This window comes from Modestobacter sp. SYSU DS0904 (assembly GCF_054051115.1).
The window spans coordinates 39,520-65,261 of the sequence record NZ_JBJHAQ010000020.1; the positions used below are offsets into that span (position 1 = coordinate 39,520).

Consider the following 25,742-nt stretch of genomic DNA (forward strand, 5'->3'; position numbering starts at 1 on the left):
TCAGCAGTGGGAGTACCTCGTGAGCAAGCGCACGTTCCAGCCGAACAACCGCCGCCGGTCCAAGACCCACGGCTTCCGGCTGCGGATGCGCACCCGGGCCGGTCGCGCGATCCTCGCCGGCCGTCGCCGCAAGGGTCGCGACAAGCTCTCCGCCTGAGGTGCTGCCCGCGCAGGCACGCCTGCGCCGGCGGCCGGAGTTCACCGTGGTCATGCGGTCCGGCCGGCGTGCCGGCCGCCCGACCCTGGTGCTGCACTACCTCTCCGAACGGCCCGTCGCCCGGGTCGGGGGCCCCGCTGCCCCGGACTCCGGGCCACGGGCCGGTTTCGTGGTCGGCAAGACCGTCGGCAACTCGGTCTGCCGGCACCGGGTGACCCGCCAGCTGCGGCACCTGGTCGCCGAGCGGCTGGACCGCCTGCCGGCGACCGCCGACCTCGTGGTGCGCGCCCGGCCGGAGGCGGCCGGAGCCGACTCCACCGCGCTCGGCCGCGACCTGGACAAGGGCCTGGACCGGCTGCTCGAGGTGCGCTCGAGATGAGCGGCTCCCCCGCCCGGGCGCTGCTGGCCGCGGTCCGCTTCTACCAGCGGGCGATCAGCCCGGTGTTCCCGCCGCGCTGCCGCTTCCACCCCAGCTGCAGCGCCTACGCGGTCGAGGCCCTCGAGGTGCACGGCGCCGGGCGCGGCACCTGGCTGGCGCTGCGCCGGCTGGCCCGCTGCGCCTCCTGGCACCCCGGCGGGGCCGACTTCGTCCCCGAGCGCGCCGGATCGCAGCAGGGCGGAACCGCAGAGACCACCCACTCGTCGTGCACTGCGGTGCAGTCGTCCGAGCAGTCCCTGGAGCCCGAGGCCCCAGGCATCGCCGAGGCGCGCCGACCCGACAGTGCACCCCCGCCGGCTCCGCGCCGGTCTGCGCAGCAGGAGGCTGGCGTTGCTTGACTGGCTGTACACCGCGATCGCGTGGGTGATGAAGCAGTGGCACGCGCTGTTCTCCACCTTCCTGCCCCCGGCGGGCGGCATCACCTGGGCGCTGTCGATCGTCTTCCTGGTCATCACCATCCGGCTGCTGCTGTTCCGCCTGTTCGTGAAGCAGGTGAAGTCGCAGCGCGCGATGCAGGAGATCCAGCCGGAGATCCAGAAGCTGCGGAAGCAGTACGGCAGTGACAAGCAGGGCTTCAGCCAGGCGATGATGGCGCTGCAGAAGGAGCGCGGGGTCAACCCGCTGGCCAGCTGCCTGCCGATCCTGCCGCAGATCCCGGTCTTCATCTCACTGTTCCACGTGCTGCGCCGGCTCGCCCCGGACAAGCCGGGTCTGTACAGCTGGGACGACGAACTCACCGACCAGGCCGCGCGGGCGGACCTCTTCGGCGCGCCGATCTCCTCCTCGTTCAACATGACGGGGGAGAAGGAGCAGCTGATCCTCGGCCTCGAGGGCGTCACCTACACGAGCATCCGGATCGTCGCGTTCGTGCTGATCGTCGTCATGTGCCTGACGACCTTCTTCACCCAGAAGCAGATCATGAAGCGCTCGGGCCCGGTCGAGGGTCAGGCCGCGATGATCCAGAAGCTGCTGCTCTACGGCATGCCCATCAGCCTCTTCGTGACCGGCTTCTTCTTCCCGGTCGGCGTGCTCCTCTACTGGTTCACCAACAACCTGTGGACCATGGGGCAGCAGTTCTACATCCTCAAGAAGCTCCCCCCGCCCGGGTCGCCGGCCGCGCTGGCGAAGGCCGCCGCCGACAAGCCGAAGGTCGACCCGAAGGCGCTGGCCCCCAAGCCGGGTGCCAAGCCGGTCCGCCCCAAGCCGGGTCGCCCGGCCACCGCCGCACCGGACACCACGGTGGACGGGGACAGCAACCGGGACGGCAGCCGTGACGGCAAGGCGCCGCAGACGCCGCCGGCCTCGGGCAACGGCAACGGCACCGGTCCCGGCACCCCGGGTGCCGACGGGAGCACCGGCAGCTCGGCGGCCGGGAGCAACGGCAACGGTCGCCCCGCCGGCGGCAACCGGCCCCGCCCGGCCTCCGGTGGGGGCCGCGGCAGCGGCCCGGCCAACCGCGGCAAGCGCAAGCGACGCTGATGCCGACGGCGCACCCGGGCTGCGGTCCGCGCGGTGCCCGTCCCCTCGACCACCGGGTACGCCCGGCCGCCTGCACGACACCGGAGGACCGAACGTGACTGCACCCGACAGCGACACCGCCGCGACCGCCGAGGCCACCTCGGACGCAGTGCTCCCCCAGCTCGGGGGCAGCGGTGATCCCGCCCTGCCCGACGCCGACCCCGCGTCGGCGGACGCCGTCGTCGAGCCGGTCGACACGGTCGACGACGACGAGAGCTCCGACGACGACGCCGAGGACGAGGACGAGGACGAGGACGAGGACGACGACGCCGACAGCCTGCTGGTCCGCGAGGGTGACGTCGCCGGCGACTACCTGGAGCGACTGCTCGACATCCTCGACGTGGACGGCGACATCGACCTCGACGTCGAAGGTGACCGCGCCTCGGTCGCCGTGGTCGGTGGGCAGCTCAAGACCCTGATCGGCCCGGACGGCGCCACGCTGGAGGCGCTGCAGGAGCTGACCCGGCTGGCCGTGGCCCAGTCCACCGGCGTGCGCAGCCGGCTGATGCTGGACGTGGGCGGCTTCCGCGCCAAGCGGCGTGCCGACCTGACCAGCCTGGCGAGCGCGGCGGCGGAGCGGGTCGCGCAGAGCCGGCAGCCCGAGCGCCTCGACCCGATGAACCCGTTCGAGCGCAAGGTGGTGCACGACGTCGTCGCCGCGGCCGCCGGGGTGCGCAGCGAGTCGGAGGGCGAGGAGCCGAACCGCCGCGTCGTGGTCCTGCCCGACGCGTGAGCACGGTCGACCCGGCCGGCGAGCCCGAGAACCGAGACCGACCGGTTCCGCCACCTCCGCCGGTGGCCGAGCAGGTCTTCGGTCCCGCGCTCGACGCGGCCGCCGCATACGTGGCCAAGCTGGCTGGTGACGGGGTGACCCGGGGGCTGATCGGACCCCGGGAGGTCGAGCGGCTCTGGGACCGGCACGTGCTCAACAGCGTCGCGCTGGCGGAGGTCGTCCCGGAGGGGTCCCGGGTGGTCGACGTCGGCAGTGGCGCCGGGCTGCCCGGGGTGCCCCTGGGGTTGGCCCGGCCGGACCTCCAGCTGGCGCTGGTCGAGCCGATGGCCCGGCGGGTGGAGTTCCTCGCCGAGGTGGTCGCCGAGCTGGACCGCCCCTGGCAGGTGGTCCGCGGACGCGCGGAGGAGCGGGCCGTCGTCCGCGCCGTGGGGCCGGTCGACGTCGTCACCGCCCGGGCGGTCGCGCCGCTGCCCCGGCTGGTCGGCTGGTGTCGTGGCCTGCTGCGGCCCGGCGCCCAGCTGATCGCGCTGGTGGGCACGCGCGCCGCGGCGGAGGTGCCTGCCCTGGTCCCCGAACTGGAGGCCGCGGGGATGCGGGACATCTCCACGCGGGCCGTCGGTGTCGGGCTCGGTGCCGCAGCCACTACCGTGGTGCTGATGACGCGGGCCGGCGTTCCCCGCCCACCGCGCTGAGCAGCTCAACCGCGTTCCACGTGGAACACGACCTCGTCGTTCCACGTGGAACGCAGTCCGTGAGGAGGACGCACCGATGACGGACCCGGGCGAGCGGCTGCGCACCAGCCTCGCCGCCGACCAGGCAGTCGGTGCCGAGTTCGACAGCCCGATCGCCGCCGAGGCGATGCGGGCCACCCGCGTGCTGCACGCGGCCGACCAGGACCCGTTCCCCCGACCGGGGCGGATCCGGGTGATCACCATCGCCAACCAGAAGGGCGGCGTCGGGAAGACCACCTCGACGGTCAACCTGGGCGTCGCGCTGGCGATGTACGGGCTGAAGACCCTGGTGATCGACCTCGACCCGCAGGGGAACACGAGCACCGCCCTCGGGGTCGAGCACAGCGTCGGCACCCCCTCGATCTACGACGCGCTGGTCAGCGACGCCACCCTGGCCGAGGTGACCCACCCGACGACGGCCAGCCCGAACCTGCTCTGCGTCCCGGCGACCATCGACCTGGCCGGGGCGGAGATCGAGCTGGTCTCCGTGGTCGCCCGTGAGCACCGGCTGCGGCGCTCGATCGAGGCCTACCTCGACGGGCTCCCCGCGGAGGAGCGGCCGCACTACGTGCTGATCGACTGCCCGCCGTCGCTGGGCCTGCTCACCCTCAACGCCCTGGTGGCCGGGGACGAGGTGCTCATCCCCATCCAGTGCGAGTACTACGCGCTGGAGGGGCTGGGCCAGCTGCTCTCCAACATCGACCTGGTGCGCGCCCACCTCAACCCGGGGATCTCGGTGAGCACCATCCTGCTCACCATGTACGACGGTCGCACCAAGCTCGCCGACCAGGTGGCTGACGAGGTGCGCAACCACTTCGGGGAGCTGGTGCTCACCGCCGTCATCCCCCGCAACGTCCGGGTGAGCGAGGCGCCCGGGTACGGGCAGTCGGTGCTCACCTACGACCCGGGGTCGCGCGGCTCGACGAGCTACGTGGAGGCCGCGCGCGAGCTCGCCGCCCGTGGCGCGCGGCTCGCCCCGGCCCAGTCGCCGCCGGCCGCCCAGCCGTCTCCGCAGCCCCGGACGGCGGCCCAGCCGGCCGTGCGGCCCGCGGTCCGGCCGGTCCCGTCCCCTCCCCCGCCGCCACCCGCGGTCGCCGCCCTGGTGCTCGGCGAGCCGGTCGCCCGCCCTGCTGCGGGGGGACGGCATGCCACATGAGCACCGTCCACCCCACCAGCCCCAGCTGGGCGCCGCCGCGGCGTCGCTCCGGCATCGGTTGTTCCACCCCCGCGCCGCACCGGCGGCCGGGCAGCAGCGAGGAGAACCAGTGACCAAGCGCGGCGGACTCGGCCGGGGCCTCGCGGCCCTGATCCCCACCAGCGCCCCGGCGCCCACGGCGACCCCCGCGGCCCGCGCCGCGGAGGCGGCCGAGGCCGAGGCGTCAGGTGTCGGGGTCCCCGATCAGGCGACGCCTCCCCCGCCCACCTCGCTGATGGAGCGCGCTGCCGCCCGGGACGCCGCCACGCTCGCCGAGCCGGTGGGCGGCGTACCCGGTGCCCAGATGCGCGAGGTTCCGGTCGGCGACGTCGTCCCCAACCCCAAGCAGCCGCGCCAGGTCTTCGACGACGAGGCGCTGGAGGAGCTCACCCACTCCGTCCGCGAGTTCGGGCTGCTCCAGCCGATCGTCGTGCGCGAGGCCGGTGCTGGCCGGTACGAGCTCATCATGGGCGAGCGCCGGCTGCGCGCCGCCCGCGCGGCCGGGCTGGAGACGGTGCCGGCGATCGTCCGGGACACCACCGACGACGCGATGCTGCGCGACGCCCTGCTGGAGAACATCCACCGGGTGCAGCTCAACCCGCTGGAGGAGGCGGCCGCCTACCAGCAGCTGCTGGAGGAGTTCGGCGCCACCCACGAGGAGCTGGCGTCCCGGATCGGCCGCAGCCGCTCGCAGGTCACCAACACCATCCGGTTGCTCAAGCTGCCGGTGAAGGTGCAGACCCGGGTCGCCGCGGGGGTCATCTCCGCCGGCCACGCCCGGGCGCTGCTCGGGTTGCCGGAGGCCGAGGCGCAGGACGCGCTCGCCACCCGGATCGTCGCCGAGGGCATGTCCGTTCGGGCCACCGAGGAGGCGGTCGCGCTGGCGGTCGCCGAGAACCCCACCGCCGCCCGGCGGTCACAGCGCAAGATCAGCGCACCCGGCGTCGAGGACCTCGCGGGTCGGCTGTCCGACGTGTTCGAGACCAAGGTGAAGGTGCAGATCGGCCGGGCCAAGGGGCGCATCGTCGTCGAGTTCGGCTCCGTCGACGACCTGCAGCGGATCGTCGGCATGATGGCGCCGGACATCACCGGGCGCAGCAACCAGGACTGACCAGGCTGGTTGTGTCACAGCGCAATTGAGGGGGCCCCGCTGCCGGGGCCGCGGCGAGCGTGCGCGCCGTGGGGGCAGCGGGGCCCCCTCGGCTAGTTGTACTGCCCGGAGACGTTGGTGCACCGGGTGATCGGTGGGAGGTTGCCCAGGGCGGTGTGCGGCCGGTGGTGGTTGTAGTGGTGCAGCCAGCCTGAGAGGGCTGCTCGGCGGTTGGTCTCGGAGGTGTAGAGCCGCCGGTAGGCCCACTCCTCCAGCAGCGTCCGGTTGAGCCGTTCGACCTTGCCGTTGGTCTGCGGCCGGCGAACCCGGGTGCGGGAGTGCTTGATGCCGAGGGCTGCGTGTTCTTCGCGCCAGGCGTGGCTCCTGTAGGCGCTGCCGTTGTCGGTGAGCACCCGCTCGACGACGATGTCGTGGCCGGCGAAGAACGCCCGGGCCCGGGCCCAGAAGGCCAGTGCGGTGGCAGCGGTCTCGTCGTCGAGAGGCTCGGAGTAGGCCAGCCGGCTGTAGGCATCCACGGCCGAGTGGACGTAGCAGTAGCCCAAGTTCGGGCGGCCGTGGACCGTACGCGGCCGTGCGGTGTCTCGTTGAGCTTGGCTGTTCCGCTTGCCCTGGTCGTGGCCGTGCGCCCGCCAGCCACCGCCGTCGGGAATGTTGCCCAGCTTCTTGATGTCGACGTGGACCAGCTCGCCGGGGTGGGTCATCTCGTAGCGGCGGATCGGTTCCCCGGTGACCCGGTCGACGTGCCAGAGCCGGTTGATGCGGCAGCTGGTCAGCACCCGGTGCACCGTCGAGGGCGCCAGGCCGACCTTCCCGGCGATCGCGACCGGGCCCAACCGCTGCTTCCACCGCAGATGCACGATCTTGCGCACCACCGGCTGCGGGGTCCGCCGCAGCGAGCGCGTAGGCCGGCTGGACCGGTCGACCATTCCGGCAGCCCCGGCCTCCCGGTAGCGGGTCGACCAGCGGGTCGCCGTCGGCCGAGACACCTGGAACCGCTCAGCAGCGCGGGCAATCGGCCAGCCGTCATCAACGATGCAGCGGGCCAGTCGAAGACGACCGGTCTCGGTCAGCGGCGCATTACGGTGGACCACGAGGGACCTCCTGGGTCGGAGCGGGTGCTTGGCGGCTCCCACACCCAACCCGGAGGTCCCTCCTCACATCAAGATCAGCTGCTCATCGCAGCACTGCACCAACCTGTCCGGGCAGTACAGCTAGTGGCCGGTGCCGGCGCGGCGGGCGAGCAGGCGGCCCAGCACGTCGCCCAGCCGGTACCCGGCGGCCTCGAGGGCCATCGGGAACATCGAGGTCTCGGTCAGGCCCGGCGAGACGTTCACCTCGAGGAAGTGGACCTCGCCGTCGGGCGTGACGATCGCGTCGGTGCGGGACAGGTCGGCCAGCCCGAGCACCCGGTGCACCTGCAGCGCCACCTCGGCCGCCCGGGCGGCGACGGCGTCGTCGACCCGAGCCGGCGCGTGGTACTCGGTGAGGCCGGGGGTGTAGCGCGAGGTGTAGTCGAAGACGCCCGACTCCGGGGCGATCTCCACCGCCGGCAGGGCCTGCGGGCCGTCACCCAGGTCGACGACGGACAGCGCCAGCTCGACCCCATCGACGAACCGCTCGACCATCACCGTGTCGCCGTAGGCGAAGCAGCTGACCATCGCCGCCGGCAGGTCCTCCACCCGGCTGACCTTCTGCACGCCCAGCGACGAGCCACCGGTGGCGGGCTTGACCATCAGCGGCAGGCCCAGACGGGCCACGATGAGGTCGAGCACCGCGCCGGCGCCGAGCTCGCGGAAGGTGCTGTGCGGCAGGGCCACCCAGTCCGGGGTCGCCACGCCGGCCGACCCCACCACGGACTTGGCGGCGGGCTTGTCCCAGGCGAGCCGGCACGCCGCCGCCGGCGAGCCGACGTAGGGCACCCCGGCCAGGTCCAGCACGGCACGCAGGGCACCGTCCTCCCCGGTGGCACCGTGCAGCGCGATGAAGACCGCGTCGGCCGGCGACGCGGCGAGGCCGGGCAGCAGCTCGGCGTCGGCGTCGTGCATCTCGGCGTCCACGCCGGCGCGGGTCAGGGCCTCCACGACCTGGCTGCCGGAGGAGAGGCTGACCTCGCGCTCGAAGGTCAACCCGCCCGCGAGCACCAGGGCACGCAGGGGGTGCGGGTCGGCGCCGGTGGCCTCCACCGGTGCGGCGGCCGGCTCGGTCATGGCTGGCGGTCTCCACTCTGGTCGCTGTTGGACGGACCGATGACAGGGGGTGCGCCGGGCCGCACCGCGCGGAAGGTGCCGGTGTCGACGGCGTCGAAGGTCGAGTGCAGGTCCAGCTCGGCCTCGATCACCCGGGCCAGGCGGCGCACGCCCTCCCGGATCTGGTCGGGCTCGGGGTAGCAGTAGGACAGCCGCATGTACTCCCGGCCCTGCCCGTCGGCGTAGAAGCCGATGCCCGGCACGTACGCGACGTGCGCGCCGACCGCGCGCGGTTGCATCAGCTTGGCGTCCAGGCCGTGCGGCAGCTTCAGCCACACGTAGAAACCGCCCTCGGGGCGGGTCCAGGTCGTGCCCGGCGGCATCAGGGCGGTCAGCGACTCCAGGGTCGCGTCACGGCGCTCGCGGTAGAGCTCGGTGAAGACCTTGATCTGCTCGCGCCACGGCTGGGTGTCCAGGTAGCGGGCGACGGCGTACTGGGTCAGCGACGGCGGGCAGAGCACCTGCGCCTCGGTGGCCAGCACCAGCTTCTCGCGCACCGCCAGCGGGGCCAGCACCCAGCCCACGCGCAGACCGGGCGAGAAGGTCTTGGAGAACGACCCGAGGTAGATGACCCGCTCGTCGTTGCGGGCCCGCAACGCGCGCATCGGCTCCCGCTCGAAGCCCAGCAGGCCGTAGGGGTTGTCCTCGATGACCAGCAGGTCGTACTGATCGGCGATGGCGATGATCGCCTCGCGCCGGGGCTCGGAGAGCGTGACGCCGGCCGGGTTGTGGAAGTTGGGCACCGTGTAGAGGAACTTGACCCGGTCACCGCGGGCCCGGCACTCCAGCAGCGCCTGCTCCAGCGCCTCCGGGATCAGCCCGTCGTCGTCCATCGCGACGTGGCGCACCTGGGCCTGGGCGGCCTGGAACACCCCGAGCGCGCCGACGTAGGAGGGCGCCTCGGCGATGATGACGTCGCCCGGGTCGATGAAGACCCGGGTGACCAGGTCCAGGCCCTGCTGCGAGCCGACGGTGACCACGACCTCGCTGGCCGAGGCGTCGGTGATCCCCTCCAGGGCCATGACGTCGCAGATCCGCTCGCGCAGCCGCGGGTCGCCCTGCCCGGAGCCGTACTGCAGCGTCTGCGCGCCCATGCCCGAGACCAGCTCGCCGATCATCGAACCGACGGCGTCCAGCGGGAGGGCGCTCACCGCGGGCATGCCACCGGCCAGCGAGATGACCTCCGGGCGGCTGACCACGGAGAACAGCGCCCGGATCTCCGAGCTCTTCATCCCGTGGGTGCGTGCTGCGTACCGGTCTGCCAGGGGGTCCAGCCGCGGGTGGCGGGGGTGGACGTGCGGGGGCCCGCCGGTGGAGGGCGCCCCGGCCTGACCGGATCCGGGCACGGGAGGGGTCACCCGTCGCAGTGTATGCCCGTGCGGTGACGGGCTGGCACGGCCCTGCTGCAGCGGGGGCAGCGGGGTCCTCCGTCGTCAGCCGCGGGCGGGCAACAGGAAGGTGCCGGTCGGCGGGTCCGCCTCGGCGGGCAGGAACAGCCGCTGGACGGCGGCGACGACGGCCTGGGCCACGGTGCTGCGCAGCCGGGCGTCGAGCAGCAGCAACCGGTCGACCGGGTGGGACAGGTAGCCGCAGTCGACCCGGACGGCGGGCATCCGGGTCATCCGCAGGATGTCCCAGGTCTTGGGGTGCGAGCCGCAGTCGAGCATCCCGGTGCGGGCGATGACCTCCCGGCGCACCAGGTTCGCGAACTGCTCGCCCACGGTGGAGCTGGCCCCCGAGCCGGTGCCGTAGTAGTAGCTGGCGACACCGCGGGCGTGCGCGGAGCCGTGCGCCTCCATGTGCAGGGAGAGGAACAGGTCGGCGCGGGCGTCGTTGGCGAAGGCGGTCCGCTCGGCGGCGGTGGGGTCGCCGGTGCGGCCGTGGGTCAGGTAGACCGTCGCGCCGGCCGCGGCCAGCCGCCCCTCGATCCGGGAGGCCAGGTCGAACACCAGGTCGGCCTCGGTGGTCTCCCCGGCGGTGAAGCCGGGGTCTGCACCGCCGTGGCCGGGGTCGATGACGATGACGCGGCCGATCAGGTGCGGCCCGGACTCGACCAGCGAGGCGCTCTGCCGCAGCAGCTGCGGCCGGCCGCCGGTGACCCGGCGGCCCAGCTGCCGGAGGGCACGCAGGGTGGCCGGTCCGCAGGTGCCGTCAGCGGTGAGCCCGTAGTCGCGCTGGAAGGACCGCAGCCCCGTCTCGGTGTCCGCGCCGAGGATGCCGTCGGCCCGGCCCGCGTCGTACCCGAGCTCGAGCAGCAGTTCCTGCAGGCGGCGCACGTCGTCGCCACGGGCGGGGTGCTCGGGGTCGTGCCGGAGGAGCCGGTCACCCAGGGACCAGCGCGCCTCGGTCAGCGCGCGGTAGGTCTCCTCGCCGACCCGCCCGTCGACGGACAGGCCGCGGACCTGCTGGAAGTGCCGTACCGCCAGTTCCGTGACGTCGTCGTACTCCCCGGAGGCCGGCTCGGTGGCCAGCAGGTCGAGCGTGCCGAGCACCGCCTGCACCTCGGCCACGGCGGGGCCGGAGCTGCCGGCTCGCAGGACGTCCATGCGGGGGTCGTCACTCCTGTTCGCGGGGAAGGCCGGTCGCCGGGTGTGTGGCGAGCACCGTCGATTGTCGCTGGTGTCGCTCTGCGGCGCGCGCACCGGGTGGACCGGGGACCGCGAACCGGTGACGCAGAGCCACCGAACGGGTGACCGGTCGGAGCGGGGTCGGGAACGACGAAGCCCGCCCGTCCAGATCGGACGGGCGGGCTTCGGCCCGCCTGCAGGTCCCGCCGCGGCGTCGTGCGCGGCGGGACCGGGCGGGGCGTTCGTCAGAGGTAGTCGGACAGGTCCGACAGGATGGCGCCCTTGGGCTTGGCGCCGATGATGCTCTTCACCGGCTTGCCGCCCTGGAAGACGGTCATCGTGGGGATCGACATGACCTGGTAGTCACGCGCGATCTGCGGGTTCTCGTCGATGTTGAGCTTGGCGATCGTCAGCTTGTCGGCGTGCTCGGCGGCGATCTCCTCGAGCACCGGGGCGACCATCTTGCACGGTCCGCACCACTCGGCCCAGAAGTCGACCAGCACGGGCTTGTCGCTGCCCAGGACGTCGCTGGCGAAGCTGGCGTCGGTGACGGTCACGGTGTTGCCTGCCATGGTGCTGCTCCCTGTGGTCGCTCGGGTGTCTGCTGGGGTCAACCGATCGCCCGGCGCTTCTATGCCCGGCTACGGCCCCCTCGCAGGGGCCCGCGCCTAGCCTGCGAGGCGTGGGGGGCGAGGGGGTCCTTTGTCAGCGCTCGTCGAAGGTGTCGGCGAGCCAGCGCTCGGCGTCGATGGCCGCCTTCGCGCCGGTGCCGGCCGAGGTGATGGCCTGCCGGTAGATGTGGTCCACGACGTCACCGCAGGCGAAGACGCCGTCGATGTTCGTCTTGGTGGTCGGGTGCTCGGCGACGATGTAGCCCTCGTCGTCCAGCTTGAGCTGGCCGGCGAAGAGCTCGGTGCGCGGGTCGTGGCCGATCGCCACGAACAGGCCGGAGACCGGCACCTGCTCGGTGGCCCCGGTCTCCACGTCGGTGAGCTCGACCGCGGAGACGGCGTTCTCGCCGTGCACGTCGGTGACCTGCTTGCCCAGCGCCCAGCGGATCTTCTCGTTGTCCTGGGCGCGCTTCTGCATGATCTTCGAGGCGCGCAGCTCGGTGCGGCGGTGCACCACGGTGACCGACTTGGCGAAGCGGGTGAGGAAGGTGGCCTCCTCCATCGCGGAGTCGCCGCCGCCGACCACGATGATGTCCTGGTCGCGGAAGAAGAACCCGTCGCAGGTGGCACAGGCCGAGACGCCGCGGCCGAGCAGCCGCTGCTCGTTGTCCAGGCCCAGGTAGCGGTACTTCGACCCGGTGGCCACGATCACCGCGTGCGCGCGGTGCACCTCGTCGCCGACCTTGACGATCTTCGGGTCGACGGTGAGGTCGACCTCGGTGACGTCGGCAGGCTTCAGCTCGGCGCCGAAGCGCTCGGCCTGGGTGCGCATGTCGTCCATCAGCTGGGGGCCCTGGATGCCCTCCGGGAACCCGGGGTAGTTCTCCACCTCGGTGGTGGTCATCAGGGCGCCGCCGAACTGCGACCCCTCGAACACCAGCGGGTGCAGGTTCGCCCGGGCCGCGTAGGTGGCGGCGGTGTACCCGGCCGGGCCGGACCCGATGATGATCAGGTCGCGGACCCCGTCGTGCTCCGCCGGGGGGATGGCGGGGTGGGCCGGGTCCGTGGAGACGGCCGGGCCGGGGGTGGGCTGGTCACTCGTCACAGGGCTCACAACGGACAGCCTAGGGCCGCCATTCCATGGTCCAAGGCCTGCACCCATGAGACGGAAAAGCCGTTGTGGCCGATCTCAGGCTGCGGCGGAGACGGTGACCTCGGCCAGGTCGGCGGCGAAGCCCTCGCCGGCGGGCACCAGCGAGGTGATCCAGACCAGCACGTACCGGGTGCTGACCGGCGCCTCGAGGGTGAGCTGGTCCTCGCCGGTGAGCTGCGCGGTGGCGGCGACGTCGAAGGAGTCCAGGTCGCCCTGCGGCGTGCCGCCGGTGCGGATCTCCACCGTGGCACCGGGGGTGGTGGTGACCAGCTGGACGGCGGCGATGGGCTGCTCGCTGCCCAGGTCGTGGACGACGCCGACGCCGGGCTTGAGGTTGCCGAAGTCGGCGGTGCCGCGGTAGGTCAGCGTGGACCACGCGGTACTCGGGTCGCCGTCGGTGGTCAGCGGGACGTCGTCGTCGTTCTCCGGCTCCCCGTCGCCGAACGGGTCGAAGACGGCGGCGTCGGTGATCGGCAGGGCGGCGCCGGGCTCGGGGGCCGGCTCCTCCTGCTCGGCGCCCGGGTCGGCAGCGGCCGGCGCACTGGGCACCGGGCTCGTCGACCCCCCGGTGTCGACGTTGCCGGCGACGGAGAGCACGTTCGAGCCGAACCACCAGCCGATCGCCACGACCAGCGCCAGCGCGAGCAGGGGCAGGCCGACCATGGCCAGCCGGCGGCGGGCCGCCGGCGCCTCGTCCCGGGCGTCGTCGTCGGGGAGGGAGTCGGGCCAGTCCAGCTCCTCCTCCGCGTCGTCCTGCGCCGGGGCGGCGGTGGCACCCAGCGGGCGGGCCGGCCGGGCGCCGGGCACCGGAGGCAGACCGGCGGGGGCCATCCGGACCGGAGCCCGGTCGTCCCGGTCCCCGGTGTCGTCCCGGTCCCCGGCCCTGGCCCCGTCCCGGGCCTCGGACTCCGCCAGGTCGCGGCGGTCGCGCAGCCGGCGCATCCACCCGCTGTCGCTGCCGACGTCGGGGCGGGCGGCCTCCTGCGGGCCGGTGTTGGTCCGGCCGCGGTCGGCCAGCAGCGCGGCCATCGCCGCCGCGCTGGACAGCCCGGTGCCGGCGTCCGTCGAGCGGGCGCGCCGCACCAGCGCGGCGAGGTCGGGGGCGGCGATCGGCGCGGGCCGGTCGCCGCTCGGGTCGGAGCTGCGGCCGGTCAGGCACAGCTCGAGCAGCGCGCCCAGGGCGGCGATGTCACCGCGCACCGACCCGGTCGCCGCGGGTACCGAGAGCAGGCCCACCAGGCCGCCGGGGCGCAGCACCACGTGCTCGGCGGTCAGCCCGCCGACGGCCAGGCCGACCCGGTGCGCCTCGGCGACCCCCTCGGCCAGGCGGCGGACGACCGCGCGGGCCTCCCGCTCGGGCAGCGGGCCGTCGGTGGCCAGCCGGTCGGCCAGCCGGACGCCGTCGATCCACTCGTTGACCACGTACGCGGCGCCGCCGGGCTCGGTGCCCCCGGAGCCCTCGGCGGCGTCGTAGACCATCGCCAGGGCCGGGGTGGCCAGCCCGCCGGCGGTCAGCGCCCGGGTGATCCACTCGCGGGCGGCCGGGCCGCCGGGGCTGTGCACGCGCAGCGCGACGTCGCGGTTGAGCACCCGGTCACGGGCGCGCCAGGAGCGGATGACGCCGGTGGGCGTCTGCTCGTCGGGGGCGACCTGGTCCAGTGGGCGGTAGCGGTCGGGCAGACCGGTGATCGTCGACGTCACGGACGGTGCCGACCCCCTGGACAACTCCCCCGCCGGGGACGGCGTCCCCGGTCAGGCATCCGGCCGGCCGGACCGCCGTGGTCTGCCGAGCCGGGCTCGGACGCCGGCCCACGCCTCCCTGAGCTCGGGGACGCCGACCACCACGGCACCCGCGACGACCGCGATGCCGATGACCACGGTACCGAGCGCGACGGTCGCGAGCGAGCCCGGCACCGACGTCCCGAGGCCCCGTCCGGCGAGGGAGACGACGGCCCAGCCCAGGGCGCCGCCGACGACGGAGACCAGGGTCATCCGGGCCACCGTGACCCCCGCCTCGCGGCCGGCCCGGACACCGAGCTTGCGCTGCAGCGCGACGCTGCCGGCCACCCAGCCGGCGAGGTAGGTGGCGCTGGTGGCGACCATCAGCCCGGCCACCACGTTCTCCGGCTCGACCAGCACCGGCACCAGCAGCAGCAGCGGGACCCGGACGGCGACCATGGCGAGCTGGATGAAGGTGGGGGTGCGGGCGTCCTTCATGGCGTAGAAGACCCGCAGCTGCAGCAGGGTGATCGCCATGGGGAGCAGGCCGAACGCGCCGTAGGCGAGGGCGACGCCGATGGCCCGCGCCTCGTCGGTGCCGGTGTTGCCGTAGCTGAAGACCACAGTGGCGACCGCGGGGCCCAGCACCACCAGCAGCGCGGTGACCGGCAGCAGGCCGGTCGCCGACAGCCGGGTGCCCAGCGTCAGGTCGGCCACCACGCCGTCCAGGTCGTGCCGGGCGGCCGCGCGGCTCATCCGGGGCAGCAGCGCGGTGAGCAGGGCCACGCCGATGATCCCGTAGGGCATCTGGAACAGCAGGCTGGCGATGGCGAACGCCGCGGAGCCCAGACCGTCCTCGGTGCGCCCGGCGGCGTTGGCCACCCGGATCGCCACGATGACGCCGACCTGGCTGATCGCGGCGTAGGCGACCACCCACAGGCCCAGCGAGCCGACCTCGGCCAGCCCGGTGCCGCGCAGGCCGAACTGCGGGCGCAGCGGCACGCCGACCTTGCGCAGCAGCGGCAGCAGCACGGCGGCCTGCAGGGCGATGCCGGCCGTCGTGCCGATGCCCAGCAGCCACACCTGCAGGTCGGTGATGGTGGCCGGGGTCAGGTCACCCGGGCCGCTGGCGGCGATGAACAGGACGCCGGTGAGGATGACGACCACGTTGTTCAGCACCGGCGCCCACGCGGGTGGACCGAAGACGTTGCGCGAGTTCAGCACCGCGGTGGCCAGCGCCCCGAGCCCGTAGAACACGATCTCCACCAGCAGCAGCCGGGCCAGCCAGTTGGCCAGCTCCACCTGTGCCTCGTTGCCGGAGATCCCCGACAGCCGGGTCAGCAGCGGGGCGGCGAGCACCGCGACGACGGTCATCCCGAGCAGCCCGACGGTCGCCATGGTGATCAGGCGCTGGGCGTACCGGGTGCCGCCGTCGCGGTCCCGCTCCTGGGCCTGCACCAGCAGCGGCACGATCACCGAGGTCAGCACCCCGCCGAGCAGCAGCTCGTAGACGAGGTTGGGCAGGGTGTTCGCGGTGTTGTAGGCGTCGTTGACCAGGCCGACGCCGAGCGCCGCGGCGATGACCACGGTGCGCAGCAGCCCGGTGAGTCGGCTGACCAGGGTGGCCACGGCCATGGTGCCCGCGGCGCGCAGGATGCTGCTGCTGCCGCCGGGCGCACCTTCGCGGCCCTCGCTCTCCTCGTCGGTCTCGTCGAGGGGGCGCATCGCCGGGAAGGCCGGGATCAGCTGCGTGTCGTCGGGGCCGGGGACGAATCGGCGGACCCGGGGCGGCGGCACCGGGGGCAGCACGGTGCGCCGCAACGGGACGACCTCGGTCACCTGCTCCTGGGCGTGTCCGGTGACGCGCCCGGTGACCTGATCGGTGCGCCGCCGCGGCGGGGCCGGCGGTGGCACCGGTGGCAGGTGGCCGGCCGGCGTGGGGCGGGCACCCGGAGGCGGGGGCAGCTTCCGCGGCGGCACCGCGGGCAGCGGCGGGCGGGCGCCGTCGGCCATGCCGTCGGACGCCCCGGCGGTCGAGGGCGGCGTGGGCACGTGGCGGTAGGGCGGTGGCGGCAGCGGCGGACGGGCGGCGTCCGGTTGCTGGTCCTGCTGCGGGGTGTCGGCGGGGTTCCGGCCGGTCACACCGGGCTCCGGGCCGGCGCCGGGGCGGCCGGGTCACCTGTGCCGGGGGCGTCCTCGGCCGGTCCGCGGCGCCGGGCCAGCAGGAAGCGCACCAGGCGGCGCAGGAAGAGCAGCGCCAGCAGCGCCGCCGCGCCCACCGTGATCGCCAGGGTCACCGGCCCGTAGGCGGTGCTCTTCACCTGCATCCGGACGGCTTCGCCCAGCGGTGCGCCGCTGGGGGTGGTCAGCTGGGCGGTCACCTGGAACCCGCCGGACTGCTGCACCTCCGCCGGCACCTCCAGGGTGGTGCGGGAGAGCGGCTCGAGGACCTGCACCCCGATGTCGTCGGTGGTCAGGCCGACGTTGCCCCGGGCGCGCAGCTCCAGCCGCACGGCGACGGCGAAGGGCAGGTCGTTCTGCACGGTGAGCACCAGCGGCGCGTTGCTGGAGGCGAGGCTGTAGGTGCCCTCGGCCGGCGAGAGCAGGGTGACCTCGTGCTGCAGCCGCAGGATGGCCTCGCGCACCCGGGAGGCGTTGCGGACGAACGCCTCGGGGTCCTCGCGCCAGGCCGCGGAGCCGGCGCGGGCGATCGCGGCGTCGTAGCCGGCCAGCGCGGTCGCCGGCTCACCGGAGACGGCGGCGGCGATGTCGTCGCGGACGGTCACGGCCCGGGCGAGCTCGGCGACGCCGGCCGGGGCCAGCCGCTCGCCGTCGGTGCCCGCGACGGGCTCACCGACGTCGACCGACGGGCCGGCCGCGAGGGACGTCACCGAGCCCGCGGCCAGCCAGGGCAGCGCCGCGGTGTCGGTCATCATCGCCGTGACCGTGGCCGGGTCGGGGTCGACCCGGCGGGGCGGGACGACCAGGACGCTCTGGCCGCCGGCGCCGCGCAGCTGGGTGGTGAGGGCCCCGAGCTCGGCGAGGAAGCGCTGCTCGGCCAGCCGGCCCCCGGCCGGCTCGGGGTCGGTCGCGGCCCCGGCCACCAGGTCGGCCAGCGCGCCGTCGGCGACCAGCACCGGCAGCGGGCCCTCCGCCGTGGTGGCGGACGCGGTGGCCGAGGCGGCCCGGCCGACGGCGCCGGTGGCCCGGCCGCCCTCGGTGAGCGCCCCGTCGGCGAGCACGACGGTGCCGGCTCCGCCCTGCCGGAGCACGGCCAGGGTGTCCGGGCCGGCGGCGCCGTCGACCGGCCAGGCGAGGTCGGTGCGCGGGGCCACGTCGAGCACCTCGCGGACGATGGCGGCGCCGGCACCGGTGCCCGCCGGGGCCGCGTCGTCGGCCGGGGCGCCGGTCGCGCCGGTCGGGGCGGTCGCCGCGCCGCCGGTGAGGTCACCCGCCCCGTCGTCCAGCGGCTGCCGGGCGGTGCCCGCGGGGGTGCCCGGCAGGGTGCGGACCACCGCGGCCGGCCGGCCGGCCGCCACCAGCGACTGGGCGTCGACGTCGGCGTAGGGCAGGGCGATCACGGGGTGGTCGGCGGCGAGCCGGCGCAGCCGCGCCAGCACGTCAGCGGCGGCGGCGCTGCCGGTGCCGGCGCGTGGCTCGGCGTCCGGCGGGTCGACCGTGTAGTCGCCGGCGGCCATCGTCGCGAGCTCCTCCAGCAGGGCCGGGTCGACGGCGAGGGTGACCGGCACCGCCGGCGCGCTGTCGCCGGGGGCCGCGGCCGGCACGCGCGGGAGCTGCTCGATGGTGGCGAGCGCCCGGTCCAGGCGGCCTCCCGGGGCGACCTGATCGGCGAGCCCGTCGTCGGTGAAGGCGCCGCCGGGGCCCCGGTGGGGGCGGTCGGTGAGCGGCCAGAGCCAGGCGACGGTCGTGCGGGTGACCGGCTCCGCCGGCTGGGCGACCAGCCAGGTCGAGAGGTCCCCGACCCGCTCGGTGAGGCCGTCCTCGTTGGTGCCGTTGACGTTCACCAGCACCCGGTAGACGCCGTCGGCGTCCAGCCGGAGCTCCTCGGCGGAGGTCAGGTAGGAGAACGGCAGCGAGCCCCCCGGCGCCAGCTCCCCGTCCACCGGCTGGAACGGGACGACCACGTTGGTGACGTCGTCCGGGTCGTCGGCGGCGTCGGACAGCTCGGCGCGGCTGGTGAGCACCTCACCGCGCTGCAGCCGCACGGTCAGGTCCGACCAGGTCTCGTCACTGGTGTTCTCCAGCACCCCGCTCACCTGGACGGCGGAGCCGGGCACGACCGTCCGGGGCTCGATCCGGTCGACGTCGACCACGACCGGCCGGTCGGTGGCCGGTTCCTCCACCGGCGCGGCGGTCGCGGCCGGCGCGAGCAGACCGCCCACCACCCCGAGCAACCCGGTGAGCACGCCGGCCCGGGCGCCGATGCGCCGGAGGGGGCGGGGAGCCCGGGGGGAGCGGTGGCCGTCGGCGCGGCCGGCGGCCCGCCGGTTCACGCGCTGTCGGCCAGCAGGCCCGGGGCCCGCTCGACGAGCGCCCGCTCGTCGGCGTAGGCCAGCCGGCTCCGCAGCTCGGTCAGCGGCACCCAGGCGACCTCGGTGACCTCGACGTCGGCGTCGGACAGCGCGCCGCCCACGGCCCGCAGCAGGAAGTGGTGCACGGTCTTGTGCACCCGCCGCCCGTCGGCGACGAACCAGAAGTCGATGATGCCCAGCGGGGCGACCACCTCGCCGATGATGCCGGTCTCCTCGGCGACCTCGCGGACGGCGGTGTCGGCCGGCGTCTCGCCCTCCTCGATGTGCCCCTTGGGCAGCGACCAGAGCAGGCGACCGCGGCGGTCGGTGCGGCCGATCAGGGCCGCGCGTGGGCCGGTGACGTCGTCGTCGGCGACCACCAGACCCCCGGCCGAGGTCTCGTCGACCCGGCGCAGCCGGCGGCCGGGACGCTGCCGCCCGCCCGTCCCAGCCATGTCAGGAGGGTAGCGCGCGCGGTGCTCCCCGCCCGGTCGGCACTACCCTCGACCGTCGTGTCCGCGCAGCCCCCACCCCGTCGTCCGAGCGAGCCCGTGCCCCCGGCGGTCCAGGAGACCGTGCGCGCGCTGGTCGACGTCACCCCGGTGCTGGCCGAGCTGGGCCGCCGGTTCACCGCGGCCGGCTTCTCCGCGCACCTGGTCGGCGGGTCGGTGCGCGACGCGCTGCTCGCCGCCGGGTCGGCGGATCCGGTCCCGCCCGGCGACCTCGACGTCACCACCGATGCCCGTCCGGAGCAGACCCTCGAGCTGCTCCGGGGCTGGGCCGGTTCCACGTGGAACGCCGGGATCGCCTTCGGCACGGTGGGGGCCGAGATCCGGGGACAGCGGGTGGAGATCACCACCTTCCGGGCCGACCGGTACGACCGGGAGTCCCGCAACCCCGAGGTCGCCTGGGGGACGTCGCTGGTCGACGACCTCGCCCGGCGGGACTTCACCGTGAACGCGATGGCCGTCTCCCTCGGCCCCGACCGCACGGTCACCGACCCCTTCGGCGGGCTGGGCGACCTGCTGGCCCGCCGGTTGCGCACGCCGGGTGCGGCGGCGGACTCCTTCGCCGACGACCCGCTGCGGATGCTGCGCGCGGTGCGCTTCGTCGCCCAGCTCGGGCTGACCCCCGATGACGAGGTCGTCGGCGCGATGACCGAGATGCACCAGGAGCTGGGCCGGATCACCGCCGAGCGGGTGCAGCACGAGCTGTCGCGCACGCTGCTCAACGACTCCCCGGCGGCGGCGCTGGACCTGTTCGTCTCCACCGGCCTGGCCGACGTCGTGCTGCCCGAGCTCGCCGCGCTGCGGATGGAGATCGACGAGCACCACCAGCACAAGGACGTCTACGTCCACTCCCTCACCGTGCTGGACCAGGCGATCGCGCTGGAGAAGGCCGACCCGGCGGTGGACGGCCCCGACCTGGTGCTGCGCCTGGCCGCGCTGCTGCACGACATCGGCAAGCCGGCCACCCGACGGCACGAGCCCGGTGGCCGGGTCTCGTTCCACCACCACGAGGTGGTCGGCGCCAAGCTGGTGCGCAAGCGGCTGACCGCGCTCAAGTACCCGAAGGACGTCATCGAGGCGGTCTCCCGGCTCACGTTCCTGCACCTGCGCTTCCACGGCTACGGCCGCGGCGAGTGGACCGACTCCGCCGTCCGGCGGTACGTCACCGACGCCGGTGACCTGCTCCCCCGGCTGCACAAGCTGGTCCGCTCGGACTGCACCACGCGCAACCGGCGGCGGGCGGCCGCCCTGTCGGCGACCTACGACTCGCTCGAGGCCCGGATCGCGGAGTTGGCCGAGCAGGAGAACCTCTCCCGGATCCGGCCCGACCTCGACGGCAACCGCATCATGGCGTTGCTGGGCATCGAGCCCGGCCCGGAGGTCGGCCTGGCCTGGCGGTTCCTCAAGGAGCTGCGCCTGGAGCGCGGCCCGCTGGACCCCGCCGACGCCGAGGCCGAGCTGCTCAGCTGGTGGCGTTCCCGCTCGTAGCCGGGTGGGGATCCCGACCGAGCTCGGGCCGGCGGCGGGCACCGGCGGCCGGCTCCTCCGGGTGCGGGCCGCCGGAGAAGCAGCGCCGACGGACGGCGCACCAGCGGGCGAACGCGGCCGCGGTGAGCAGGTACCCGACCCCGACCCCGGCCAGGGCCGCCCAGCTCATCCCCGAGGCGGGCAGCAGGAACGCACCGACCAGCAGGGACACCACGAAGGTGACGTTGAACAGGGTGTCGTAGACGGAGAACACCCGGCCGCGGAAGTCGTCGTCGATCGACTCCTGCAGGGTGGTGTCGACGCAGATCTTCACCGCCTGGGCGACGAAGCCCAGGGTGAAGACCGCGGCCACCGTCGTCGCGGGCATGAACAGCCCGCCGAGCAGCAGCTGCCCGGCGCCGCCGACGGTGAGCATCAGGGTGATCCAGCGCGCCTTGCCCATCCGCCGCACCGCGACCGGCGTCACCACCGCGGCGAGCAGCGTGCCCACCGCGCCGAGCGCCAGCACCTGGCCCAGCCCCGCCAGCCCACCGGGGAACAGCGCGCTGCCCTCGGTGAAGGTGTTGCGGTACAGCAGCAGGACGACCAGCGTGAGCAGGCCGTAGAGGAGCCGGTGCACCGCCATCACGGCCAGCACCGCGGTCGCCGGCGGGTGGGCGAGCACGTGCCGGGCGCCGGCGACCATCCCGTGCAGCACGTCCCGCGCGGCGGCGCGGTCGGTCGCGGTGTCGTGGTCGGGGCCGAGGTGCCCGCGGGCGAAGCCGGCAGCCACCGCGGAGGCGACCAGGTAGGGCAGCGCGGCGAAGGCGGCGAGCAGCGCGTAGGAACCGTCGCCTGCGCCGACCAGGGCGCTGGCCACGATGGCGGACCCCCCGCCGAGCACCCCGGCGACCGCACCGGAGGTCGTCGACAGCGCGTTGGCCGACACCAGCGAGTCCTCGTCGGCGGTGTGCGGCAGCCCGGCGGACAGCGCGGACAGCACGAACCGGTTGACCGAGACGACCAGCAGGCCCGCGGCGTAGAAGGCCGGCCCGGTCACCCCGGCGAGGATCAGCCCGGCCACCACGGCCACCAGCGCGGCCCGCACGCCGTTCGCCAGCAGCAGCACCTGCCGCCGGCTCCAGCGGTCCAGCCAGACGCCGGCGAACGGCGCGACCAGGGAGTACGGCAGCAGCAGGACGGCGAACCCGGCCGCGACGTCGACCGGGTCGGCCGCGCGCGAGGGGTTGAACAGCACGGTGCCGGCCAGTGCGGCCTGGAACACCCCGTCACCGAACTGCCCGGACAGCCGGGTCAGCAGCAGCCGGCGGAAGTCGCGACGGCGGAGCAGGGTACGCACGGTCCCGGCGCCCTCTCCCACGTCACCCACGGTACGTCGCCCGGCGCGGCGGCAGCCCACCCCTCAGGTCCTCGGCTGATGCACACTGGAGGTGATGAACCCGGTGCCCGCCTCCCCCGATCCCGAGCGCCGTCCCGCCGCCTCCCCGGCCGCCGGACGCCGCCGGGGAGCTGCTGTGCCGGCCCTCTCGGTCGGGTGTCTCGACGACGTCCGCCCAGGGTCGCTGCTGGTGGCCATGCCGGCGCTGACCGACCCCACGTTCGCCGGTGCGGTCGTCTACGTGCTCGACCACACCGACACCGGCACGCTCGGCGTCGTCCTCGGGCGGCCCAGCGAGGTGCGGATCAACGACGTGCTGCCGGGGTGGTCGGAGCTGGCGGTGGAGCCGGGCGTCTTCCACATCGGCGGGCCCTGCGAGACCGACACCGCGCTGTGCCTGGCCAGCTGGTCCGGCGACGTGCCGCCGGCGGAGGGCAGCGGGTTGCGGCCGGTGGCCGGTGCGGTGCACCTGGTCGACCTGGACGCCGACCCCGAGCCGCTGGCCGGTCAGCTCGACGGGGTGCGGGTGTTCGCGGGTTACGCCGGCTGGTCGTCCGGGCAGCTGGCCACCGAGCTGGCGGAGGGCGCCTGGGCGTGCGTCCCGGGGAGCCCGGCCGACGTGCTCACCGGGGCAGCAGGGCCGGAGCTGTGGCGCACCGTCCTGGGTCGGCAGACCGGCCGCCTGGCGGTGCTCTCCACCGCGCCGGCCGATCCGTCGGCCAACTGACCGACACGCCGCGTGTCGTCTCCCGGCGGGGCCGGGACTCTGGTACGAAGGTCCCTGCGGGAGGGGCGGCCTGGGGAAGAGGCCGCCCCTCCCGTTCTTCTCTCAGATGCCGAGCTCGGCGGCGAGCTCCGGGTGCTCGGCGGCGTCGAGGGTCTCCTCGTCCGAGGGCAGCGCGATCTCCCGCGGCCCGTGGTCGGACAGCGTGATGGTGACGTCGAACTCCTGGTCGGTGATCCGGCCGACGTACTGGACCAGCAGCTCGCTGTCGGCGGCCACCGCGACCGTCGTCCCCTGGCCGTTGCTGAAGGTGGAGGCCAGCTCACCGTCGATGAGCTGGCTGCTCTGCCAGGTGTATCCGGCGAACGACCGCGGGTCCTGCTCCTGCTCGCTGGCCAGCCGCAGCACCATCGTCACCAGCACGTCGATGAGCGAGGCGTTGCCGCCGCCGGTGGCCTCGGCGCCCAGCGGGCGGCGCACGTAGGAGGCCTCGGGCAGGTCGGCCCCGGCGATCGCCTCGTCCAGGCCCGGGACGTCGCCGAACCAGAGCGCGTCGTCGGTGAAGAACAGGGTGCGGGTGTCGTCCGGGCGACCGTCGTCGAAGGCGGTGATCGCCTGGGCCCGCCCGGCGGGCTCGCGGAAGTCGACCTCGCCGGTGAGCGTCAGCACCGCACCGTCGGCGTAGGGCGCGGTGACCACGAAGTCCGCGCCGCCCTCCTCCACGTTGCGGGCCAGCAGCTGGGCCAGCACCTGCGACTCCGCGTCGCTCACCGGGTCACCGGGTGGCCGGGGGGTGTCGGAGTCCGACGAGCACCCGGCGAGCAGGGCCAGCACCAGGCCGAGGACGAGCGCCCGCAGGAGCAGCACCGGACGGCGGGGGGAGGGCATGAGCACAGGGTAGGAGGAACGACCGAGGGACCCGGGCGCGTGGCCCGGGTCCCTCAGTCACCCGATGGAACGGCCTTCCTGCAGGGACCCGCGCCGAGCTTGCGAGGCGTGGGGGGCAGGGAGGTCCTTCATCAGCGCTCGATGTCGCCGCGGATGAACGCCTCGACCGCGTCGCGGGCCTCGCTGTCGCTGTACTGCTCCGGCGGGCTCTTCATGAAGTAGGACGACGCCGACAGGATCGGGCCGCCGATGCCTCGGTCCTTGGCGATCTTCGCCGCGCGGACGGCGTCGATGATGATCCCGGCGGAGTTCGGGGAGTCCCAGACCTCGAGCTTGTACTCCAGGTTCAGCGGGACGTCGCCGAACGCGCGGCCCTCGAGCCGGACGTAGGCCCACTTGCGGTCCGACAGCCACGGCACGTGGTCCGAGGGGCCGATGTGCACGTTGTCCTTGCCCATGTCCCGGTCGACCTGGCTGGTGACGGCCTGGGTCTTGGAGATCTTCTTGGACTCCAGGCGCTCGCGCTCGAGCATGTTCTTGAAGTCCATGTTGCCGCCGACGTTGAGCTGCATGGTGCGGTCCAGCTGCACGCCGCGGTCCTCGAACAGCTTGGCCAGCACCCGGTGGGTGATGGTGGCGCCGACCTGGCTCTTGATGTCGTCACCGACGATCGGCACCCCGGCGGCGGTGAACTTGTCCGCCCACTCCTTGGTGCCGGCGATGAAGACGGGCAGCGCGTTGACGAAGCCGACACCGGCGTCGATCGCGGCCTGGGCGTAGAACTCCGCGGCCTCCTGCGAGCCGACCGGCAGGTAGCAGACCAGCACGTCGGCGCCGGACTCGCGCAGCGCGGCGACGACGTCGACCGGGGCGTCGTCGGACTCCTCGATGGTCTCCCGGTAGTACTTGCCCAGGCCGTCGAGGGTGGTGCCGCGCTGCACGGTGACGCCCAGCGGCGGCACGTCGCAGATCTTGATGGTGTTGTTCTCGCTGGCGAAGACGGCCTCGGACAGGTCGCGGCCGACCTTCTTGGCGTCCACGTCGAACGCGGCGACGAACTGGACGTCGGAGACGTGGTACTCACCGAACCGGACGTGCATCAGTCCGGGGACCGAGGCGGTCTCGTCCGCGTCCTTGTAGTACTCGACCCCCTGGACGAGCGAGGCGGCGCAGTTGCCGACGCCGACGATGGCGACCTTGACCGATGCCATGGACTGTCTCCCTCCGACGGGCCCGATCGGGGCCCTGGTGATGTGTGCTGACGATGTGTGCGGTGGTGCTGCTTCAGGTGGTGCTGCTCAGGTGGTGGTGACGTCGGGCGGTGGGGTGGGCGTCTGCGCCGGTGGGGTCCGGGTGGGTGATGGCCCGGCCCGGGTGGTGTGTGCGTCGCCCCGCTCGCTGTCGATGAGCTCGGTGAGCCAGCGGACCTCGCGGTCGACGGAGTCCAGGCCGTGGCGCTGCAGCTCGAGCGTGTAGTGGTCCAGCCGCTGCTGGGTGCGGCGGAGTGACTCCATGAGCCGGTCACGCTGCCGCTCCACCGTGCGCCGCCGGCCCTCGAGGATCCGCAGTCGCACGTCGGCGGCGGTGTGCCGGAAGAAGGCCAGGTGGACGCCGAACCGGCCCTCGTCGTCGTAGGACTCGGGGCCCGCGGAGCTGAGCAGCTCGGCGAACCGCTCCTTGCCCTCGGCGGTGATCGAGTAGACGACCTTGCCGCGCCGGCCGGTCAGGGCCGGGGCGTCGGCGGGCAGCAGCGCCCGCGGCGTCGGCTCGTCGCTGACGATCAGCCCGGCGACGGCCATCCGCTTGAGCGCCGGGTACAGCGAGCCGTAGGAGATGCTCCGCCGCCCGCCGAGGACCGCGGCGAGCTCCTTGCGCAGCTCGTAGCCGTGCATCGGGGACTGGTGGAGCAGCCCGAGGATGGCGAGTTCGAGCACGTCGCCTCCTCGTCGTGGCCGGCCGTTCACCGGATCGATGTATCGAGACGATACATCGGGATGTGCTGTCGCCCGCAACTCGAGGACGGCCGGCGGACCGGCCCGGAGG

At 74.3% G+C, this 25,742-nt stretch carries 24 protein-coding genes; 10 read left to right on the forward strand and 14 right to left on the reverse strand.

Going from position 1 to position 25,742, the window contains the following annotated elements:
- The first annotated feature begins 19 nt into the window (after positions 1–19).
- The 8 genes from rpmH to ACI79U_RS13815 all read left to right on the forward strand — a co-directional run bounded on the left by rpmH (position 20) and on the right by ACI79U_RS13815 (position 5,884).
- Positions 20–157 (forward strand): 50S ribosomal protein L34, encoded by a 138-nt coding sequence (rpmH, locus tag ACI79U_RS13780; protein ID WP_056296149.1) that lies wholly within the window; start codon positions 20–22, stop codon positions 155–157.
- Between the two features lies 1 nt (position 158).
- The gene (gene rnpA / locus ACI79U_RS13785) at positions 159–536 is read left to right on the forward strand and encodes a ribonuclease P protein component (RefSeq protein ID WP_457068877.1); all 378 of its coding nucleotides are present in this window, start codon (positions 159–161) and stop codon (positions 534–536) included.
- Positions 533–934 carry a membrane protein insertion efficiency factor YidD gene (yidD, locus tag ACI79U_RS13790; protein ID WP_457068879.1) on the forward strand — a complete coding sequence of 134 codons (402 nt, stop codon included), beginning with the start codon at positions 533–535 and terminating at the stop codon, positions 932–934. Before rnpA ends, yidD begins: the two co-directional genes overlap by 4 nt.
- On the forward strand, positions 927–2,075 hold the full coding sequence (gene yidC / locus ACI79U_RS13795; protein ID WP_457068881.1) for a membrane protein insertase YidC: 1,149 nt from the start codon (positions 927–929) through the stop codon (positions 2,073–2,075). Before yidD ends, yidC begins: the two co-directional genes overlap by 8 nt.
- A 94-nt stretch (positions 2,076–2,169) precedes the next feature.
- Positions 2,170–2,847 (forward strand): Jag family protein, encoded by a 678-nt coding sequence (locus tag ACI79U_RS13800; protein ID WP_457068883.1) that lies wholly within the window; start codon positions 2,170–2,172, stop codon positions 2,845–2,847.
- A 62-nt stretch (positions 2,848–2,909) separates the two neighbouring features.
- Positions 2,910–3,539, forward strand: coding sequence for a 16S rRNA (guanine(527)-N(7))-methyltransferase RsmG (gene rsmG / locus ACI79U_RS13805; protein WP_457068885.1), 630 nt, complete (start codon positions 2,910–2,912; stop codon positions 3,537–3,539).
- Between the two features lie 76 nt (positions 3,540–3,615).
- Positions 3,616–4,734 carry a ParA family protein gene (locus ACI79U_RS13810; RefSeq protein WP_457068887.1) on the forward strand — a complete coding sequence of 373 codons (1,119 nt, stop codon included), beginning with the start codon at positions 3,616–3,618 and terminating at the stop codon, positions 4,732–4,734.
- Positions 4,735–4,843: 109 nt separating this feature from the next.
- Positions 4,844–5,884 (forward strand): ParB/RepB/Spo0J family partition protein, encoded by a 1,041-nt coding sequence (locus tag ACI79U_RS13815; RefSeq protein WP_457068889.1) that lies wholly within the window; start codon positions 4,844–4,846, stop codon positions 5,882–5,884.
- Positions 5,885–5,976: 92 nt separating this feature from the next.
- On the opposite strand, the gene ACI79U_RS13820 is transcribed toward ACI79U_RS13815, so the two are convergent.
- From ACI79U_RS13820 to ACI79U_RS13865, 10 genes are all read right to left on the reverse strand, one after another.
- Positions 5,977–6,975, reverse strand: coding sequence for an IS481 family transposase (locus ACI79U_RS13820; RefSeq protein ID WP_457068891.1), 999 nt, complete (start codon positions 6,973–6,975; stop codon positions 5,977–5,979).
- Positions 6,976–7,095: 120 nt separating this feature from the next.
- Positions 7,096–8,091, reverse strand: a complete 996-nt coding sequence (locus ACI79U_RS13825) for a D-alanine--D-alanine ligase family protein (RefSeq protein ID WP_457068893.1) — start codon at positions 8,089–8,091, stop codon at positions 7,096–7,098.
- Positions 8,088–9,488: an aminotransferase-like domain-containing protein gene (locus ACI79U_RS13830; RefSeq protein WP_457068895.1), complete on the reverse strand. Its 1,401-nt coding sequence runs from the start codon at positions 9,486–9,488 to the stop codon at positions 8,088–8,090. The genes ACI79U_RS13825 and ACI79U_RS13830 overlap by 4 nt, the downstream gene beginning before the upstream one ends.
- A 75-nt stretch (positions 9,489–9,563) precedes the next feature.
- Positions 9,564–10,676: an N-acetylmuramoyl-L-alanine amidase gene (locus ACI79U_RS13835; RefSeq protein ID WP_457068897.1), complete on the reverse strand. Its 1,113-nt coding sequence runs from the start codon at positions 10,674–10,676 to the stop codon at positions 9,564–9,566.
- Between the two features lie 266 nt (positions 10,677–10,942).
- Complete coding sequence (gene trxA, locus ACI79U_RS13840) at positions 10,943–11,269, reverse strand: thioredoxin (protein WP_369140189.1); 327 nt, start codon at positions 11,267–11,269, stop codon at positions 10,943–10,945.
- A gap of 133 nt (positions 11,270–11,402) precedes the next feature.
- Positions 11,403–12,422, reverse strand: a complete 1,020-nt coding sequence (trxB, locus tag ACI79U_RS13845) for a thioredoxin-disulfide reductase (protein ID WP_457068900.1) — start codon at positions 12,420–12,422, stop codon at positions 11,403–11,405.
- A gap of 75 nt (positions 12,423–12,497) precedes the next feature.
- Entirely contained in the window at positions 12,498–14,162 is a 1,665-nt protein-coding gene (locus ACI79U_RS13850; RefSeq protein ID WP_457068902.1) for a hypothetical protein, read from the reverse strand.
- A 51-nt stretch (positions 14,163–14,213) separates the two neighbouring features.
- Entirely contained in the window at positions 14,214–16,322 is a 2,109-nt protein-coding gene (gene murJ, locus ACI79U_RS13855; protein WP_457068904.1) for a murein biosynthesis integral membrane protein MurJ, read from the reverse strand.
- Positions 16,319–18,694, reverse strand: coding sequence for a DUF6049 family protein (locus tag ACI79U_RS13860; protein WP_457068906.1), 2,376 nt, complete (start codon positions 18,692–18,694; stop codon positions 16,319–16,321). The genes murJ and ACI79U_RS13860 overlap by 4 nt, the downstream gene beginning before the upstream one ends.
- Entirely contained in the window at positions 18,691–19,167 is a 477-nt protein-coding gene (locus ACI79U_RS13865; protein WP_153359389.1) for an NUDIX hydrolase, read from the reverse strand. Before ACI79U_RS13865 ends, ACI79U_RS13860 begins: the two co-directional genes overlap by 4 nt.
- 57 nt (positions 19,168–19,224) lie before the next feature.
- On the opposite strand from ACI79U_RS13865, the gene ACI79U_RS13870 reads away from it, so the two are divergent.
- Positions 19,225–20,709 (forward strand): CCA tRNA nucleotidyltransferase, encoded by a 1,485-nt coding sequence (locus ACI79U_RS13870; RefSeq protein ID WP_457068909.1) that lies wholly within the window; start codon positions 19,225–19,227, stop codon positions 20,707–20,709.
- On the opposite strand, the gene ACI79U_RS13875 is transcribed toward ACI79U_RS13870, so the two are convergent.
- A complete protein-coding gene (locus ACI79U_RS13875) occupies positions 20,684–22,048 on the reverse strand; it encodes an MFS transporter (protein WP_457068911.1) in 1,365 nt (454 codons plus the stop codon). The two genes, ACI79U_RS13870 and ACI79U_RS13875, sit on opposite strands and share 26 nt — an antisense overlap.
- Positions 22,049–22,142: 94 nt before the next feature.
- Between ACI79U_RS13875 and ACI79U_RS13880 the strand changes: the two genes are divergently transcribed.
- Complete coding sequence (locus tag ACI79U_RS13880) at positions 22,143–22,814, forward strand: YqgE/AlgH family protein (protein WP_457068913.1); 672 nt, start codon at positions 22,143–22,145, stop codon at positions 22,812–22,814.
- A 102-nt stretch (positions 22,815–22,916) separates the two neighbouring features.
- Here ACI79U_RS13880 and ACI79U_RS13885 read toward each other — a convergent pair whose 3' ends face one another.
- The 3 genes from ACI79U_RS13885 to ACI79U_RS13895 all read right to left on the reverse strand — a co-directional run bounded on the left by ACI79U_RS13885 (position 22,917) and on the right by ACI79U_RS13895 (position 25,633).
- The gene (locus tag ACI79U_RS13885) at positions 22,917–23,699 is read right to left on the reverse strand and encodes a hypothetical protein (RefSeq protein WP_457068915.1); all 783 of its coding nucleotides are present in this window, start codon (positions 23,697–23,699) and stop codon (positions 22,917–22,919) included.
- 131 nt (positions 23,700–23,830) lie between these two features.
- A complete protein-coding gene (locus ACI79U_RS13890) occupies positions 23,831–24,910 on the reverse strand; it encodes an inositol-3-phosphate synthase (protein ID WP_457068917.1) in 1,080 nt (359 codons plus the stop codon).
- An 87-nt stretch (positions 24,911–24,997) separates the two neighbouring features.
- The gene (locus ACI79U_RS13895) at positions 24,998–25,633 is read right to left on the reverse strand and encodes a PadR family transcriptional regulator (RefSeq protein ID WP_457068919.1); all 636 of its coding nucleotides are present in this window, start codon (positions 25,631–25,633) and stop codon (positions 24,998–25,000) included.
- Positions 25,634–25,742: the final 109 nt, after the last annotated feature.

What these genes read in the sequence shown, in the direction of transcription:
- yidD (WP_457068879.1), top strand. Translation starts at nt 533, where the DNA reads ATGAGCGGCTCCCCCGCCCGGGCGCTGCTGGCCGCGGTCCGCTTCTAC.
- ACI79U_RS13810 (WP_457068887.1), top strand. Translation starts at nt 3,616, where the DNA reads ATGACGGACCCGGGCGAGCGGCTGCGCACCAGCCTCGCCGCCGACCAG.
- ACI79U_RS13825 (WP_457068893.1), bottom strand. Translation starts at nt 8,091, where the DNA reads ATGACCGAGCCGGCCGCCGCACCGGTGGAGGCCACCGGCGCCGACCCG.
- ACI79U_RS13835 (WP_457068897.1), bottom strand. Translation starts at nt 10,676, where the DNA reads ATGGACGTCCTGCGAGCCGGCAGCTCCGGCCCCGCCGTGGCCGAGGTG.
- trxA (WP_369140189.1), bottom strand. Translation starts at nt 11,269, where the DNA reads ATGGCAGGCAACACCGTGACCGTCACCGACGCCAGCTTCGCCAGCGAC.
- ACI79U_RS13865 (WP_153359389.1), bottom strand. Translation starts at nt 19,167, where the DNA reads ATGGCTGGGACGGGCGGGCGGCAGCGTCCCGGCCGCCGGCTGCGCCGG.
- ACI79U_RS13880 (WP_457068913.1), top strand. Translation starts at nt 22,143, where the DNA reads ATGAACCCGGTGCCCGCCTCCCCCGATCCCGAGCGCCGTCCCGCCGCC.
- ACI79U_RS13885 (WP_457068915.1), bottom strand. Translation starts at nt 23,699, where the DNA reads ATGCCCTCCCCCCGCCGTCCGGTGCTGCTCCTGCGGGCGCTCGTCCTC.
- ACI79U_RS13890 (WP_457068917.1), bottom strand. Translation starts at nt 24,910, where the DNA reads ATGGCATCGGTCAAGGTCGCCATCGTCGGCGTCGGCAACTGCGCCGCC.